This is a genomic window from Labrenzia sp. 5N (assembly GCF_012395805.1).
GTDB classification, from domain to species: domain Bacteria; phylum Pseudomonadota; class Alphaproteobacteria; order Rhizobiales; family Stappiaceae; genus Roseibium; species Roseibium algicola.
In genome coordinates this window covers 727230-740688 of record NZ_JAAZTM010000020.1, presented here as the reverse complement: position 1 = coordinate 740688, position 13459 = coordinate 727230, and the positions used below count along the sequence as shown (strand labels likewise).

The following is a 13459-nucleotide window of genomic DNA, read 5'->3' as shown; positions in this document are numbered from 1 at the left end:
ATGCTGCACCGCACACGGAAAATTTGGGCAGCGTCTTACATGGATAAGCAAATGACGCTTTTGCGCTACGGCGGTGGGGTCGGGTGGGCCTAACGTTCCCGGCAAGGACAGGCCGGGAGACTCGGCCAAAGAGGATGTGTCACCATGTTCAGCGATGCGGAAATTCTATCACTTCTGATGGGCCGACGAGCCGGGTATTCTTTGCCCCAGGCCTTCTACACCGATGCCGACGTCTACCAGGCGGACCTGAAGAACATCTGGCAGAAGGAATGGATTTTCGCCATTCCGTCTGCCGAGCTGCCGAAGTCGGGAAATTACGTCACGCTTCAGATCGGTGATTACAACATCATCATCGTGCGTGGAGCCGACGGTGTCATTCGCTCATTCCACAATTCCTGCCGTCACCGCGGCAGCCGCATTTGTGCAGCATCCAAAGGTTCGGCGCCCAAGCTCGTCTGTCCGTACCACCAGTGGACCTACGAACTCGACGGCAAGCTTCTGTGGGCGCGCGAAATGGGGCCGGAGTTCAAGCCGGAAAACCATGGACTGAAGACCGTGCACTGCGTGACCGTTTCAGGCATGGTGTTCATCTGCCTTGCTGCCGTTGCTCCCGACACCACGGAACTGGAAAAGCAGGCTGAACGCTATCTCGGTCCGCACGACCTTTCCAACCTCAAGGTTGCCCACCAGTCGACCATCGTCGAGCAGGGAAACTGGAAGCTTGTTCTGGAAAACAACCGCGAGTGCTATCACTGCTCCGGGTCGCATCCGTCGCTATGCCGGACGTTCCCGGACGATCCCAACCTCGTGGGTGGTGACGATTCAACCTCTTCCAACGTCGGCAAGGCGCATGTGGAACGCTGCGAAGGCGCAGGGCTTCCGTCCAGGTTCCTGATTTCGCCGTCCGAGCAATGGCGTTTCGTGCGCATTCCGTTCCTGGGAGATGCGGTCAGCTACACCATGGATGGCAAGGCGGCCGTTTCCAAGCGTATCGGGTCCGTGCCCTTCGACAACGCGGGGTCTTGTCTGTTCTTCCATTATCCGAACACCTGGAACCACTTCCTGTCCGACCAGGTGCTGACCTTCCGTGTTCTGCCGATCAGTCCCATGGAAACCGAGGTGACAACCACCTGGCTGGTGCACAAGGACGCTCAGGAAGGGGTTGACTACGACCTCAAGCGGCTGACGGAAGTCTGGGTCCACACCAACGATGAGGACCGTCAGATCGTCGAGGAAAACCAGATCGGCATCAAGTCGCCGGCCTATGAACCGGGGCCGTATTCTCCGGCTCAGGAAAGCGGCGTCATCCAGTTCGTCGACTGGTACGCCCGAACCCTGGAAAACGGTCTGATGGGCCGTTTCCGTGTCGCGGCGGAGTAGTACGATGATCCCGATGCCCGGACGCGATACGCCGGTCTGGTCCGACAGTGAAGTTCTGGAATGCGTGAGTGTTCTGCCCGAGGCGCCGGGGGTGAAAACCTTCACCTTCCGTCCGCCATCAGGCGCGACTTTCGTCTATCGGGCCGGCCAGTTCATCACGCTCGATCTCCCGGTGCCTGGCGGAAACGTTCAACGCACCTATACGATTTCCTCTTCGCCGGTGACCAATGCCTATATCTCCGTAACGGTAAAGGTCCAGCAGGACAGCGTCGGTACGAAATGGATGCTGGAGAACCTTGTTCCCGGCATGCAGATCAAGGCTTATGGACCGGCTGGGCTGTTCCATCTGCCGCGCAATCCGGACAACAAGTACCTGTTCATTTCAGCCGGTTCCGGCGTTACGCCCATGATGTCGATGGCGACGACGCTCTTCGAGCGCGGTGAGGATCCGGACATTTGTTTCATCCAGTGCGCAACGCGGCCTGTTGATCTGATCTTCCGCAAGCGGCTTGAGTACATGGCGAGCCGCGTCAACGGTTTGCAACTGCACTTCGTCGTCACTAAGAGCGATCCTTACGAGGTCTGGACCGGTTATCGCGGGCACTTCAACCAGCTCATGCTGGGCCTGATGTGCAACGACTATCTGGAGCGCGAAGTCTATTGCTGCGGCCCCGAAGGCTTCATGGAATCCGTGCGCGAGATTCTGAACTCGCTCGGTTTCAACATGGAAAACTATTTCCAGGAAAGCTTCCAGGCGCCGGCTGAAACCAAGGCTGAACTGACAGAGTTCGATGACGTCGTACCTCAGGACGACGTGCAGGCCCAGATCGTCTTTGCCAACTCCAAGGTGTCTTCCTGGTGTTCGGAAACCGACACGGTTCTGGCAGTTGCAAAGGATGCAGGGCTCAATATCCCGTCGGGCTGTACGTTCGGTGTGTGTGGCACCTGCAAGGTGAAGAAACTTTCCGGTGAAGTTCACATGGTCCACTCTGGCGGCATCAGCGATGAAGATATCGAGGCCGGTTTCATTCTGGCCTGTTGCTCGAATCCGATCGGTACAGTCGAGGTCGATATCTGAGCCAGAGATAGTCGAGGAAATATTCAAAATTTGCGATGTATCAATGGCGTGGGCATGAAGAGCGGAGTATTCTGGTCTTCATGCTCGGGAGGACGTCGCATGTTTGAAAGTTTCAGGAAGCCGTTTCGGATCGCAATTGCTTTTGTGGGCCTCGCAGTTTGCGGCACCGGAGCCGCCAGCGCCCAGTCAATTCCGGAAGGCGTTACCGTCTACCAGGTTTCAGCGGCCTTTGATGATGTGCGTTTCGATCTTGAAAATGCCATCGTCAATCGTGGCCTGGTCATCGATTACGTCTCACACATAGGCGACATGCTGGATCGCACATCACAAGATGTCGGTGGTCAGAAGCAGATCTTCGTCAAGGCGCAGGCCATGTTGTTCTGCTCGGCCAATCTCTCGCGCAAGGTGATGGAGGCTGACGCTGCGAACATCGCCTATTGCCCCTATTCGGTATTCGTCTACGAAACGCCGGACCAGCCTGGCACCGTAACAGTCGGATATCGTCACCTCGGCGAAACAGGCTCTGAGGAATCCAAGGCGGCTATCGGCGAAGTGAATGCCTTGCTGGATGCTATTGCCAAGGAAGCGGCAGGTCAGTAAGCGGTCGTCCGCAACTGATCGACAGCAACATTTGACTAGATGTCTGCAGCCTTGTTGAGGCGGTCCAGAACCTTCTCGGACGAAAGCTCCCGGGCAGCCGCATTGCCGACCTTGCGGGCTGTCCGGTTTTCGGATGTTGCCAGGTCTTCGGCAATCGCGAGAGCGGCGCCATGCAGAGGCAAGGAGCGTTTGCCGATCTGGCGGAGGGCCCAGTGCACCGCTTTCCAGACAAAGTTTCGCTCGTCCGTGGCAGCTGCGCGGATCAAGGGAAAGTCGTCCAGAAACTCGGATTCGGGCGCTGTCTTGGCGTGGACGGCGCGCCAGGCGATCAGTGCAAAGGCGGCCCGCCGGACGAATTCGCGTTCGTCTGCGGCAAGTGCCGGAACCAGTTCATTTGAACCGGCACGACGGGCCAGAACATTCATGAGCTGATCGCACAGATCCCAGGAATTGATGTCGTTCAGCCATTGAAGGGCAAGCTCGGGTGCCAGGTGCCTGGGTGGGGTCAGAAGGATTGCCAAGAGCCGCGCTTCGTGAAAGCCGCTGGCCCAGAGTTCCCGTGCAAGGTCCGGGGACGGGCCTATGGATCTGGCCAACGGACGCAGTACAGAGAGCGGAACGCCGAAGGCCCGATCTGTTTCGATGCCGAACCGCGCCATTCCAGCACGGTTCGGCTCCGTTCCCGCTTCACGCAGATCGTTCAATACGTTTTCAAGCGTGAAGGTCGTGTCCGGGACTTGGGGCATATGGGTGCCCGTTTATGACTTGTCGGCATTTTCCAGGCGGGCAATCAGGCTGGACGTATCCCAACGTTTGCCGCCCATGGCCTGAACTTCGGCATAGAACTGATCGACCAGCGCCGTAACAGGCAGGCGGGCACCGGTATCATTTGCGGTCTTCAGGCAGATGCCGAGATCCTTGCGCATCCAGTCGACCGCAAAGCCATAGTCGAACTTGCCGGCATTCATGGTCTCCCACCGGTTTTCCATCTGCCAGGATTGGGCAGCCCCGCCTTTAATTGCGGAGATGACCTTGGCGACGTCGAGATCCGCTTTCTTGGCAAAGTGGATGGCTTCGGAGAGACCCTGCACCAGGCCGGCAATGCAGATCTGGTTGACCATCTTGGTCAATTGCCCTGCGCCGCTTTCTCCCATCAGGCCGACGAATTTTGCGAAGCATTCGATGACCGGCTTGGCCTTGTCGAAAGCATCCTGATCTCCGCCGCACATCACTGTCAGGACACCGTTTTCGGCACCTGCCTGGCCACCGGAAACCGGAGCATCGATGAAGCCGCAGCCCTTGTCCTTGGCCGCCGCATAAAGTTCACGGGCAACTTCGGCAGATGCGGTGGTGTTGTCGACAAAAATCGCGCCTTCCTTCAATCCATGAAAGGCACCATCTTCGCCGGTCGTGACGGAGCGCAGATCGTCGTCGTTTCCGACGCAGGAAAAGACGAAGTCGCAACCTTCAGCTGCTTCCTTCGGGGTCTTGGCGAAGTTGCCGCCATATTCGGCAGCCCATTTCTCGGCCTTCGCAGTCGTGCGGTTATAGACCGTGACGTCGTGCCCACCCTTGGTTTTCAGGTATCCGGCCATCGGATATCCCATGACGCCCAGACCGATAAATGCAACCTTTGCCATGACGACGCTCCCTTCGCATGCGAAGGCCCGGTACGAGCCGGGCCTTTAATTGAACTGGTTCATCATGGTTTTAGGCCATTTGCCTCGTGCTGTCAGCTTAGATCCAATAGGGCCCGCGCTGCCAGAGCCGCAAATGACGTTCCCGCTTCGCCGACTGTGCGTCCAGGTGCCGCTGGGTGCGCGGATCCGGACGAGTGTTGCTGGAGAACCGGGTTGCTTCCAGGAAGCTACGTGCGTAAATATCAAACATATGCTTACATCCTCTCGCTGCGTTGTGTGAGAGTAATGTGGCTGTTTACGGCTGCTAATGCCAGTCAGGAAGATTTTCAAAATGTAAGGTGAAATTACATATGGATTGGCGATCTCTCCCATCCCTGAACAGTCTGAGAACCTTTACTGCCGTTGCCGAGACCTGCAGTCTCTCGGCCGCGGGAAGAGAATTGAACGTCACACACGCGGCTGTCAGTCAACAGGTCAAGGCACTGGAGCAGTTTCTGGGGTTGAAACTGATTGTCCGTGAGGGCAGGGGCATTGCATTGACCCCTGAAGGCAAGCAGCTCTTTGAAGGTCTGAGCGAAGGCTTTGAAATCATCAGGGAGACAGTCGATGAATTGACGCGGGAAGATCTGGTCCGTCCGCTCAACATCACCATGACGCCGTCCTTTGCCATAAGTTGGCTGATGCCGCGGATCAGCGATTTCCGGCACAAGCATCCCGACATCGAACTGATGCTCAATCCGACGGCCGAAGTGGTTGAGCTCAAACCTGGCGGCGTCGACCTGGCGATCCGTTTCGGCAAGGGCAATTGGACAGGGCTTGAATCGGAACTGTTCATCCCGACGAATTTTGCGGTGATCGGTGCCAATTGCCTGATCGGAGACAAGAAGATCGAAAGCCCTGAAGATCTTCTTGAGTTTCCCTGGTTGCAGGAATACGGCACCAACGAATTGACCATCTGGCTGGAGCGCCAGGGCGTCGTGCCAAAGGGCAAGCTCAACATCACCCATTTGCCAGGCTATATGGTGCTGGAAGGGTTGCGACGGGGCGATGGTATTTCAGCCACCGCCAAGACCTTTGTCGAACCTGAAATCGAGGCGGGTAACCTCAGGGTCCTATTTGAAGACGGCGTTTATCCGGGGACGGGGTACCATCTGGTGACCCGCCCCGGTGTCAACCGTCCACCGCTCAAGGCCTTCATGAGCTGGCTCAGGGCCATGCGCGCCGAACAGCTCGCCGATTAGCCTGGGCAGACGTCAGATTGCAGTGAGGGCCTGCTCCATGTCCGCAATCAGGTCGTCGCAATGCTCGATGCCGATGGACAGCCGCAACAGGTTCTCCGGAATGCCGGAGCCTTCGCCCTCGATGGTGAAACGATGCTCGACAAGACTCTCGGTGCCGCCGAGGGAGGTTGCTCGCTGGAACAGGTCAAGCGCACCGGTGACATTCAAGGCGGCCGTTTTGTCGCCCTTGACCTGAATGGACATGAGCGAGCCAAAACCGCCGGTCATCTGGCTTTTTGCAAGTTCGTGATGAGGGTGGCTCTTGACGCCGGGATAAAGCACGGCTTCCACTTTCGGATGTTTTTCGAAGTGTTCCGCGAATACCTGTGCCGATCTATTCATGCGCTCCACACGCAAGGCAAGTGTCCTGAGGCCCCGGAGCAAAAGCCAGGTTTCGAATGAGCCGAGCACGGCGCCGGCCAACTTGCGTTCCTCGGTCAGAAACGCCCAGGCTTCGCTGCCGGCATTGTCGGTCGTGACGACGCCACCCAGAAGGTCTGAATGACCGTTGAGGGCCTTGGTCGCCGAATGCATCACCAGGTCCGCTCCAAGCGACAAAGGCTTGAGGATCAGCGGTGTTGCGGCGGTCGCATCGACGGCAAGCAGGGCGTCCGCCTGTTTGCACTGGTTGGCGATGTTCTTGATGTCGGCGACCTTCAAGAACGGGTTGCTGGGCACTTCGAGCCAGACAAGATCCGGGCGGGTGACGGCTATCTCGTCCTGGAAGGACTGAAGGTCGCTTGCATCAGCTTCTACGAGGGCAATGTTGTTGCGTGCACACATCTTGCGCAGGAACAACGTGGTCCCCCAGTAAATGCCGGACTGGGCAAGCAATGTGCCGCCTGGCTTGACGATGCGGGCGACGGCCGCGACTGCAGCCATGCCGGATGCAAACAGCCGGCTGTCTTCTCCCCCTTCAAGAGCGGCGATCAGTTTTTCGGTCTTCTTGAAAAGCGCATTGTCGTCACGGCTGTAGATATGACCCGGGTTGACCAGCTCATAGGTTTCGTCACGCACGAATGTGGTAGCAGTCTGTATCGGCGGCACGACAGCGCCTGTTGCTGCATCAAAACCGCCGCCGCCATGGGCCAGCAGGCTGTCGAGGTGAAGGCCATGGGCAATGGAGGGCGTTTTCGGCATGGGAGAGCTCCGTGAATGGGTGTCCCTTCGGGTTATCGCCGTCCGCTTCGATAATCAAATGAAAACAATCCATTTGGGAGAGCGGCGCCGACTTGCCTCCAAAGGAATATCGAGAAGACGAACGCGGGACAGGTAACAGAAAAACGGGCCGGAACTTGAAAAGCCCGGCCCAATTATTTCGAACGCTGAAAGTCTGCTCAGCGTATCAGGTGCCGCGTCAGGCGTGCCTCGATTTTGTCCCACAGGCGGCGCAGCATCTCTACCAGGAACAGATAGATCACCGCTGCCCAGATGTAGGCCTGGAAATCATACGATCTCGAGTAGGCCCGTCTGGTTTCTCCAAACAGATCGAACACCGTCACGATTGCCGCAATAGCGGAACCCTTGAGCATGAGAATGATCTCGTTGCCATAGGGCCGCAGGGCAACGATCAGTGCCTGCGGCAGGATGATCTTGAAGAAGGTAATCTGCTTGTTGAGGCCGAGAGCAGCAGCCCCTTCCCACTGACCTCTGGGCACGTTTTGAATGGCACCGCGCAGGATCTCGGCCTGATACGCGGAGGTGTTCAGTGAAAACGCGAAGATCACGCAGAACCAGGCTTCCCGAAAAAGACCCCACAGGCCAACTGCCTCCAGCTGTGCCTGGAAGGTGCCTGCGCCATAGTAGACGAGGAAGGTCTGTGCCAGCAGCGGTGTGCCGCGGAAGAAATAGACGAAGCAATAGGCAGGCTTCGATAAAAGCCACCATTTCGACGCTCGTGCAGCTGCGATGGGCACGCTCAGCACCGCACCTATCAGCAACGACAGGCCGACGATCTGAAGGGTGACCAGAAAACCACTGAGGTACTCGGGCCAATACTTCAGCACGAACGGACTGGCGACGTTTATCGCCAGATAGTAGAGCAGCCAGGCACCGGAGACGATCCAGAGCGCCATGAGGACATGGCCGAGAATTCGCGTCTTGGTCCAGCCCCGGGGCGGTGCGGGCGGCCGTTTCAGGCCTGTGGCGGGGTTAGCGGAGATCATCGTGCCGTATCTCCGCGTTTGCTCCAGCGCTCAATACGCACGAGACCGGTGGACGATATCATTGCCAGGACAAGGTAGATCAGGCAGGCAATGCCAAAGAACATGAAGGGTTCCTTGGTCACCCTTGCGGCGATCCCGGACTGGCGCATGACGTCAGACAAGCCGACCACCGAAACGAGCGAAGTGTCCTTGAGAAGGACGAGCCAGCTGTTTCCAAGTGCGGGCAGTGCGAGCCGGATCAATTGCGGCAGTACAACCAGTCGAAGGGTTTTGCCTTTCGACAGTCCAAGCGCATATCCGCCTTCGTATTGTCCCTGCGGGATCCCGCGAAAGGCGGAAAGAAACGCTTCGGAAGCATAGGAAGAAAAGACGAAGGACAGTGCGATGACACCGGCGACAAACGAATTGACTTCAAAATAGAAGTCGAAGCCGGCCATCTTCAGCAAGACCTGTATCGCGATCTGTAGGCCGAAGTAGACCAGGAACAAGGTCAGCAGTTCCGGCAGGCCCCGGAAAAGAGTGGTGTAGATATTGGCCGCCAGGCGCAAGCTGGGTTCCGATGACTTTTTCGCAAGCGCAATCAGAAATCCCAGAAACAATCCGAACGGCAAAGTCACTATTGCCAGGCAGACGGTTACAACCACGCCCCAGGCAATTTCGTCTCCCCAACCCTCTGGTCCGAAGGAGAGTAGCGTCAAAGCTTCATTCATAAGCCGGCGCTTCTTTCTGTTTGTCGTTGTTATTCCGGCCGCCCCTCCGGCCGTACTGCGGGATTTTTCCCTGCAGGTGGTGCAGCGCACAGGGCGCGCTGCACCGGAATGCGATCAACTGGAGGCTAATCAGCCGCCGTAAACGTCGAACGTGAAGTACTTGTCGTTGATTTCCTTGTACTTGCCGTTCGCCAGGATGCCTTCGATGGCCTTGTTGAACATTTCCTTCAACTCGCCGTCGTCCTTGCGGATGGCAATGCCGGCGCCTTCACCGTTGATCACCGGGTCCGGCGTCAGGGTGCCCAGCAGCTTGCAGCAGGCACCGTCATCGGTCGCCAGCCAATCGGACAGAACCACAACGTCGTCAATGACGGCATCGACACGGCCGCTGGCAACGTCGAGCTTGTATTCATCCGGCGTCGGATAAAGCTTCAGGTCTGCGGACGGCAGCTTTTCTTCAGCATAGTTGGAGTGGGTGGTGGAGGACTGTGCACCAAGTGCGACACCCTTGAGGTCTTCATCCGACGTACCGGTCAGAGCGGAATCCTTCGGCACGGCAATGGCCGGCGGGGTGTTGTAGTACTTGTTGGTGAAGTCGACCTTTTCCTTGCGCTCTTCGGTGATCGACATGGAAGCGATCACGGCGTCGAACTTGCCGGCCTGCAGGGCGGGGATCATGCCGTCCCAGTCCTGGGTAACGAATTCGCACTCGACTTTCATTTCTTCGCAGAGTGCCTTGGCAATATCGATGTCGAAACCTATCAGCTGGCCGTCTGCGGTCAGGGAGTTGAACGGAGGATAAGCGCCTTCGGTGCCGATACGCACCTTTGACCAGTCTTTCGCCTCAGCGCCACTCACGGCAGCCAGTACTGCTACTGCGGCCGCAGCCATACGCAATACACGCATATTTTGTTCCCCTAATATCTTCTTCGCGGCGCAAGCGGGTTCGTCCCGCCTTCTTGCCCGAGCGCTCTATTCCATACACTTCGGTTCAAATTTCAAGCATGCCTACGAAAAAAACACAGCGTGATTTCGCCGAATTTTCAATTTTTCCGGCATGTCGTTGGGGAAGCGTCAAGTCATTGTGGAAACCTGACTGTTCCCTGAGGCCTTTTCTTCGTGCTGTAGAAACATGCCACCCTGAACCAAATGTCGGCCGAAGGGCAGAAATCAGGCCTTTGAGTCGGCTGTTGCCTCTGCTGCTTCAGCTTCCCGGGAAGCGTCGTGAACGTCGAGAACGGATTGCAGGGTAATCACCGGGCGGGAAAGCGCATCCCCTGCATCTGCCCCACGATAGGGTGTCGGCGAGACAACCGGCTGCTTGGTCAATTCGGCGATCTTTTCTTCGTGAACAGCCCTGTTTCTGGGGGAAAGGTTGTCCAGACCGAGTTCGGTCAGCCCGTGATCTTCAAGATATTTGTGCCGAATTCGCTCTTCTTCAGGCAGTTCACGCCACTCTGCATATTGTTCCGCAAGAATGCTGCGGAATTGCAGAAACCGGCTTTCGGTTTCGCTTGGCTGCTTTTGGGGCGCCTTGGCGGATTGCGGCGACACGGAAGGCGTGGGCGGCAGAGCAGATGTCATCGGATCCTCTTTCTGGCTGCAAGCATTGTCAAATATGCAAGCAAAAATTGTGCCGAGAGGGGATATTAAAAACCCTGATGAATCTCATGAACTTATTGAATTTGAAGCTGGAAGCCGAACTTCCTAGGAAAAGACTACCCGGTGACACATGGTTATTTCTGCCGGGTTTCGGAAAAGGGCCCAGCAATGTCGGACTACGAACTTTTCATCGGAAACAAGAACTACTCCTCCTGGTCTTTCAGGCCGTGGATCGCTCTCAGGCACAAGGATATTCCCTTCCGGGAGACCCTGGTTCCTTTCGATTTCGAGAATGGAAATCCGGAATTCGCGGCATTTTCACCAAGCAGAAAAGTACCGGTGCTCAAGGATGGCACCCTGACGGTGTGGGACAGCCTGGCGATCCTGGAATATGTCGCCGACTGCTTTCCGGACAAAGGCCTGTGGCCAACGGACAAGGCCAAACGCGCCTGGGCACGGTCCATCTCGGCGGAGATGCATTCCGGTTTTACCGCTCTTCGCAGCGAATGTTCCATGAACATGCAGCGCCCCGTAGCGGCAAAAGCCGTCAGCGACGCGGTTAAGGGTGAGGTCAACCGCATCGTGACCGTCTGGAAAGAATGCCTGGAAGCGTCAGGAGGTCCTTTTCTGTTTGGCGATTTCACGATTGCCGACGCCATGTATGCACCCGTCGTCAGCCGTTTCGAGACCTACCAGCTATCCAACGACCCTGTGGTGAGCAAATACAGCGAAGCCATGAAGGCAACCGAGGCCTGGAAAGTCTGGGAAGTGGCTGCACTCAAGGAAACCTGGGTCGTCGATACCGAGTGAGATTCCTGCCAGCCCGGCGCCAGCCGCCGGGCGGCCATCAGGCCGTAACCGCGTCGCTGGCCAAGGCAGTATCCTCATGTTGCTGAAAATCACTAGTGCCTGAAGCAGGCTAGCCGGCGTACTGGAATGCGCCTTCGTCTTCGAAAAAGCTATAAAGGCTGTCGACAAACCGGCGCACTTTCAGCGGAATGAACCGATTGGACGGATAGACCGCATGGACCGGATGCGGCGGGTATTGCCATTGTGGCAGCACCACTTCCAGGTCTCCCGTTCGCAGGTACGGCTCGATAAGCCAGCGATTGGAGAGCGCAATTCCGAGACCGGCGAGTGCCGCACGGCGCAGGGTCGAAGAGTTGTTGACCAGCATTGTCGGCGTGATCTTGATAGACAACTTTTCACCGATCGGACTGATGAACGGAACCCGGTTCCCGGTCGCAATGTTCTTGTAAAGCAAGTAATCGTGATCGGGCAGCTCGTCGGGATGGACAGGGCGTCCACGTTTATCCAGATAGTCTGGTGATGCCACCAGGCAGCGCTGAGCAAGCCCGAGCCTTCGAACAATCAGCCGGTCATCCTCGATCTCACCCATGCGGATTGCCACATCGAGCCGTTGCTGGATGACATCGACAAACTGGTCGGACAACGACACATCCAGCAGGATGCCGGGATGATCCTTCTTGAAGCGGATCAGGAAGTCCGAAAGGATTGTTTCCGCAAAGCCAAGAGGCAGCCCCACCGATAGCGGGCCGGACATCTGGGCCTCCTCGCTCTGAACCGAGCGGTCGGCCTCATCGAGGCGCTCCAGAATATCCCTTGCATAGGCATAATAGCGTTCCCCGGCTTCCGTCAGGCTGAGTTGACGTGTGGTCCGGTTCAGCAGTCTGATGCCCAGATCGTCTTCAAGCGCCCGAACCTGCTGGCTGACGGCAGGTTGCGAGATGCCGAGAAGCTTTGCAGCTGCCGAGAAGCTGCCGAGATTGACAGCCTGCACAAAGCCGGAAAGGGAGGAAAGCTTGTCCATGGCGGCCCCAGTTGGAGAGCGAGTGAAGAGCGACCTCATACATAAGCACGGGTTATGAGTAATATAAGATATTGGCTGCTTTAAAAACAAAGCCAATGAAACACTTTTAGGACTGCCGGACCGATCCAACGGTTCGAGCGTCAAAGTTTTCCATCAGGTCGAGCCGGGAGGCCAATTATGACCACTTCACAGATTTCCGTTTCCAGACGTTCGCTGCTTGGTGCGGCTGCCGGGGCAGGGGCGCTCGCCGCTGCCGGTGGTGTCACTTTTCTTTCCGCACCCGCAGAGGCCGCTGTCGATCAGGTCGGAAAGCCGATGGCAGGTGCACTCCGCTACAAGGTCGGCGATCTTGAAATCACCGCCTTGCTCGACGGCTATCTCGATGTCACGCCGGAACTGGTGATCGGCTACGACGCATCAGAAGGGCAGCGCCTGAGAGATGCAGCCATGGTTGAAGGTGAGGCATTGCGTATTCCCGTCAATGCCTACCTCGTCAACACCGGTGATCGGCTGATCCTTGTCGATGCCGGCACTTCGGATGCTCTGGGCCCGACCATGGGGCGTCTGCCGGATGCCTTGGCAGCCGCAGGTGTATCACCCGATCAGGTGGACGCGCTGTTGATCACCCACATGCATCCGGACCACCTCTTCGGCGTGATCGATGGTGACGGCAACAAGGTGTTCAAGAATGCGGAACTGATCCTCCCGGAGGTGGACAAGGCCTTCTGGTACGATGATGCGGCAATGAACGGCGCTCCCGAGCAGTTCAAACCGTTCTTCCTCGGTGCTCGCAAGGCTGCCGATGCCTACAAGGACAGCCAGACCCTGATTTCCGGCGACAAGGAAATCCTGTCCGGCATCCGGCCGATGGCTCTCCCGGGGCACACGCCGGGGCATACCGGCTATCTGTTCGACAGCAACGGCGAAACCCTCGTGATTGCGGGCGATATCGTTCATATGGCCGTCTATCAGTTCAACCGGCCGGACTGGGGTATCGGGTTCGACATTGATCCAGGGCAGGCAGTGTCGACACGCAAGACATTCCTGGACCAGGCCGCCGCCGACAAGTTGTTCTTTGCAGGCGCGCATATTCCGTTCCCCGGTATGGGCCGCGTTGCAAAGGACGGCGAGGGTTATCGCTTCGTCCCGGCCAACTGGCCCTACGCCTACTAA

The 13459-nt window shown here is 57.3% G+C and carries 15 protein-coding genes; 6 read left to right on the top strand and 9 right to left on the bottom strand.

All coding sequences use genetic code 11. The features are described from left to right. Nucleotides 1-144 precede the first annotated feature (144 nt). From HEP89_RS23895 to HEP89_RS23885, 3 genes are all read left to right on the top strand, one after another. Nucleotides 145-1380, top strand: a complete 1236-nt coding sequence (locus tag HEP89_RS23895; protein ID WP_031268817.1) for an aromatic ring-hydroxylating dioxygenase subunit alpha — start codon at nucleotides 145-147, stop codon at nucleotides 1378-1380. Nucleotides 1381-1384: 4 nt separating this feature from the next. Next, complete coding sequence (locus tag HEP89_RS23890; protein ID WP_022999486.1) at nucleotides 1385-2458, top strand: hybrid-cluster NAD(P)-dependent oxidoreductase; 1074 nt, start codon at nucleotides 1385-1387, stop codon at nucleotides 2456-2458. 99 nt (nucleotides 2459-2557) lie between these two features. Continuing rightward, nucleotides 2558-3058 (top strand): DUF302 domain-containing protein, encoded by a 501-nt coding sequence (locus tag HEP89_RS23885; protein ID WP_168693207.1) that lies wholly within the window; start codon nucleotides 2558-2560, stop codon nucleotides 3056-3058. A gap of 35 nt (nucleotides 3059-3093) precedes the next feature. Here the strand turns inward: HEP89_RS23885 and HEP89_RS23880 are convergent, their stop codons facing one another. The 3 genes from HEP89_RS23880 to HEP89_RS23870 all read right to left on the bottom strand — a co-directional run bounded on the left by HEP89_RS23880 (nucleotide 3094) and on the right by HEP89_RS23870 (nucleotide 4948). Next, nucleotides 3094-3804, bottom strand: coding sequence for a DNA alkylation repair protein (locus HEP89_RS23880; protein WP_168693206.1), 711 nt, complete (start codon nucleotides 3802-3804; stop codon nucleotides 3094-3096). A gap of 12 nt (nucleotides 3805-3816) precedes the next feature. Further along, nucleotides 3817-4698, bottom strand: a complete 882-nt coding sequence (locus tag HEP89_RS23875) for an NAD(P)-dependent oxidoreductase (protein WP_022999483.1) — start codon at nucleotides 4696-4698, stop codon at nucleotides 3817-3819. 97 nt (nucleotides 4699-4795) lie between these two features. Further along, nucleotides 4796-4948 (bottom strand): hypothetical protein, encoded by a 153-nt coding sequence (locus HEP89_RS23870; RefSeq protein WP_022999482.1) that lies wholly within the window; start codon nucleotides 4946-4948, stop codon nucleotides 4796-4798. A gap of 100 nt (nucleotides 4949-5048) precedes the next feature. Between HEP89_RS23870 and HEP89_RS23865 the strand changes: the two genes are divergently transcribed. Next, nucleotides 5049-5939, top strand: coding sequence for a LysR substrate-binding domain-containing protein (locus HEP89_RS23865; protein WP_168693205.1), 891 nt, complete (start codon nucleotides 5049-5051; stop codon nucleotides 5937-5939). Nucleotides 5940-5951: 12 nt separating this feature from the next. Here HEP89_RS23865 and HEP89_RS23860 read toward each other — a convergent pair whose 3' ends face one another. The 5 genes from HEP89_RS23860 to HEP89_RS23840 all read right to left on the bottom strand — a co-directional run bounded on the left by HEP89_RS23860 (nucleotide 5952) and on the right by HEP89_RS23840 (nucleotide 10437). Next, complete coding sequence (locus HEP89_RS23860) at nucleotides 5952-7118, bottom strand: PLP-dependent aspartate aminotransferase family protein (RefSeq protein ID WP_062488952.1); 1167 nt, start codon at nucleotides 7116-7118, stop codon at nucleotides 5952-5954. A gap of 197 nt (nucleotides 7119-7315) precedes the next feature. Further along, complete coding sequence (locus HEP89_RS23855; RefSeq protein WP_022999479.1) at nucleotides 7316-8143, bottom strand: ABC transporter permease; 828 nt, start codon at nucleotides 8141-8143, stop codon at nucleotides 7316-7318. Next, nucleotides 8140-8853 carry an ABC transporter permease gene (locus HEP89_RS23850; protein ID WP_031268816.1) on the bottom strand — a complete coding sequence of 238 codons (714 nt, stop codon included), beginning with the start codon at nucleotides 8851-8853 and terminating at the stop codon, nucleotides 8140-8142. Before HEP89_RS23850 ends, HEP89_RS23855 begins: the two co-directional genes overlap by 4 nt. Before the next feature lie 129 nt (nucleotides 8854-8982). Continuing rightward, nucleotides 8983-9759 carry an ABC transporter substrate-binding protein gene (locus HEP89_RS23845; protein WP_031268815.1) on the bottom strand — a complete coding sequence of 259 codons (777 nt, stop codon included), beginning with the start codon at nucleotides 9757-9759 and terminating at the stop codon, nucleotides 8983-8985. 264 nt (nucleotides 9760-10023) lie between these two features. Continuing rightward, complete coding sequence (locus HEP89_RS23840) at nucleotides 10024-10437, bottom strand: hypothetical protein (RefSeq protein WP_055653860.1); 414 nt, start codon at nucleotides 10435-10437, stop codon at nucleotides 10024-10026. A gap of 186 nt (nucleotides 10438-10623) precedes the next feature. On the opposite strand from HEP89_RS23840, the gene HEP89_RS23835 reads away from it, so the two are divergent. Then, a complete protein-coding gene (locus HEP89_RS23835; RefSeq protein WP_077293764.1) occupies nucleotides 10624-11265 on the top strand; it encodes a glutathione S-transferase family protein in 642 nt (213 codons plus the stop codon). Nucleotides 11266-11374: 109 nt separating this feature from the next. On the opposite strand, the gene HEP89_RS23830 is transcribed toward HEP89_RS23835, so the two are convergent. Then, the gene (locus HEP89_RS23830; RefSeq protein WP_077293047.1) at nucleotides 11375-12286 is read right to left on the bottom strand and encodes a LysR family transcriptional regulator; all 912 of its coding nucleotides are present in this window, start codon (nucleotides 12284-12286) and stop codon (nucleotides 11375-11377) included. 177 nt (nucleotides 12287-12463) lie between these two features. Here HEP89_RS23830 and HEP89_RS23825 point away from each other — a divergent pair, with 177 nt between their 5' ends. Next, a complete protein-coding gene (locus HEP89_RS23825) occupies nucleotides 12464-13459 on the top strand; it encodes an MBL fold metallo-hydrolase (protein WP_077293046.1) in 996 nt (331 codons plus the stop codon).

Coding starts and splice junctions, on each gene's coding strand:
- HEP89_RS23895 (WP_031268817.1), top strand. CDS start 145: ATGTTCAGCGATGCGGAAATTCTATCACTTCTGATGGGCCGACGAGCC.
- HEP89_RS23890 (WP_022999486.1), top strand. CDS start 1,385: ATGATCCCGATGCCCGGACGCGATACGCCGGTCTGGTCCGACAGTGAA.
- HEP89_RS23885 (WP_168693207.1), top strand. CDS start 2,558: ATGTTTGAAAGTTTCAGGAAGCCGTTTCGGATCGCAATTGCTTTTGTG.
- HEP89_RS23880 (WP_168693206.1), bottom strand. CDS start 3,804: ATGCCCCAAGTCCCGGACACGACCTTCACGCTTGAAAACGTATTGAAC.
- HEP89_RS23875 (WP_022999483.1), bottom strand. CDS start 4,698: ATGGCAAAGGTTGCATTTATCGGTCTGGGCGTCATGGGATATCCGATG.
- HEP89_RS23870 (WP_022999482.1), bottom strand. CDS start 4,948: ATGTTTGATATTTACGCACGTAGCTTCCTGGAAGCAACCCGGTTCTCC.
- HEP89_RS23865 (WP_168693205.1), top strand. CDS start 5,049: ATGGATTGGCGATCTCTCCCATCCCTGAACAGTCTGAGAACCTTTACT.
- HEP89_RS23860 (WP_062488952.1), bottom strand. CDS start 7,118: ATGCCGAAAACGCCCTCCATTGCCCATGGCCTTCACCTCGACAGCCTG.
- HEP89_RS23855 (WP_022999479.1), bottom strand. CDS start 8,143: ATGATCTCCGCTAACCCCGCCACAGGCCTGAAACGGCCGCCCGCACCG.
- HEP89_RS23850 (WP_031268816.1), bottom strand. CDS start 8,853: ATGAATGAAGCTTTGACGCTACTCTCCTTCGGACCAGAGGGTTGGGGA.
- HEP89_RS23845 (WP_031268815.1), bottom strand. CDS start 9,759: ATGCGTGTATTGCGTATGGCTGCGGCCGCAGTAGCAGTACTGGCTGCC.
- HEP89_RS23840 (WP_055653860.1), bottom strand. CDS start 10,437: ATGACATCTGCTCTGCCGCCCACGCCTTCCGTGTCGCCGCAATCCGCC.
- HEP89_RS23835 (WP_077293764.1), top strand. CDS start 10,624: ATGTCGGACTACGAACTTTTCATCGGAAACAAGAACTACTCCTCCTGG.
- HEP89_RS23830 (WP_077293047.1), bottom strand. CDS start 12,286: ATGGACAAGCTTTCCTCCCTTTCCGGCTTTGTGCAGGCTGTCAATCTC.
- HEP89_RS23825 (WP_077293046.1), top strand. CDS start 12,464: ATGACCACTTCACAGATTTCCGTTTCCAGACGTTCGCTGCTTGGTGCG.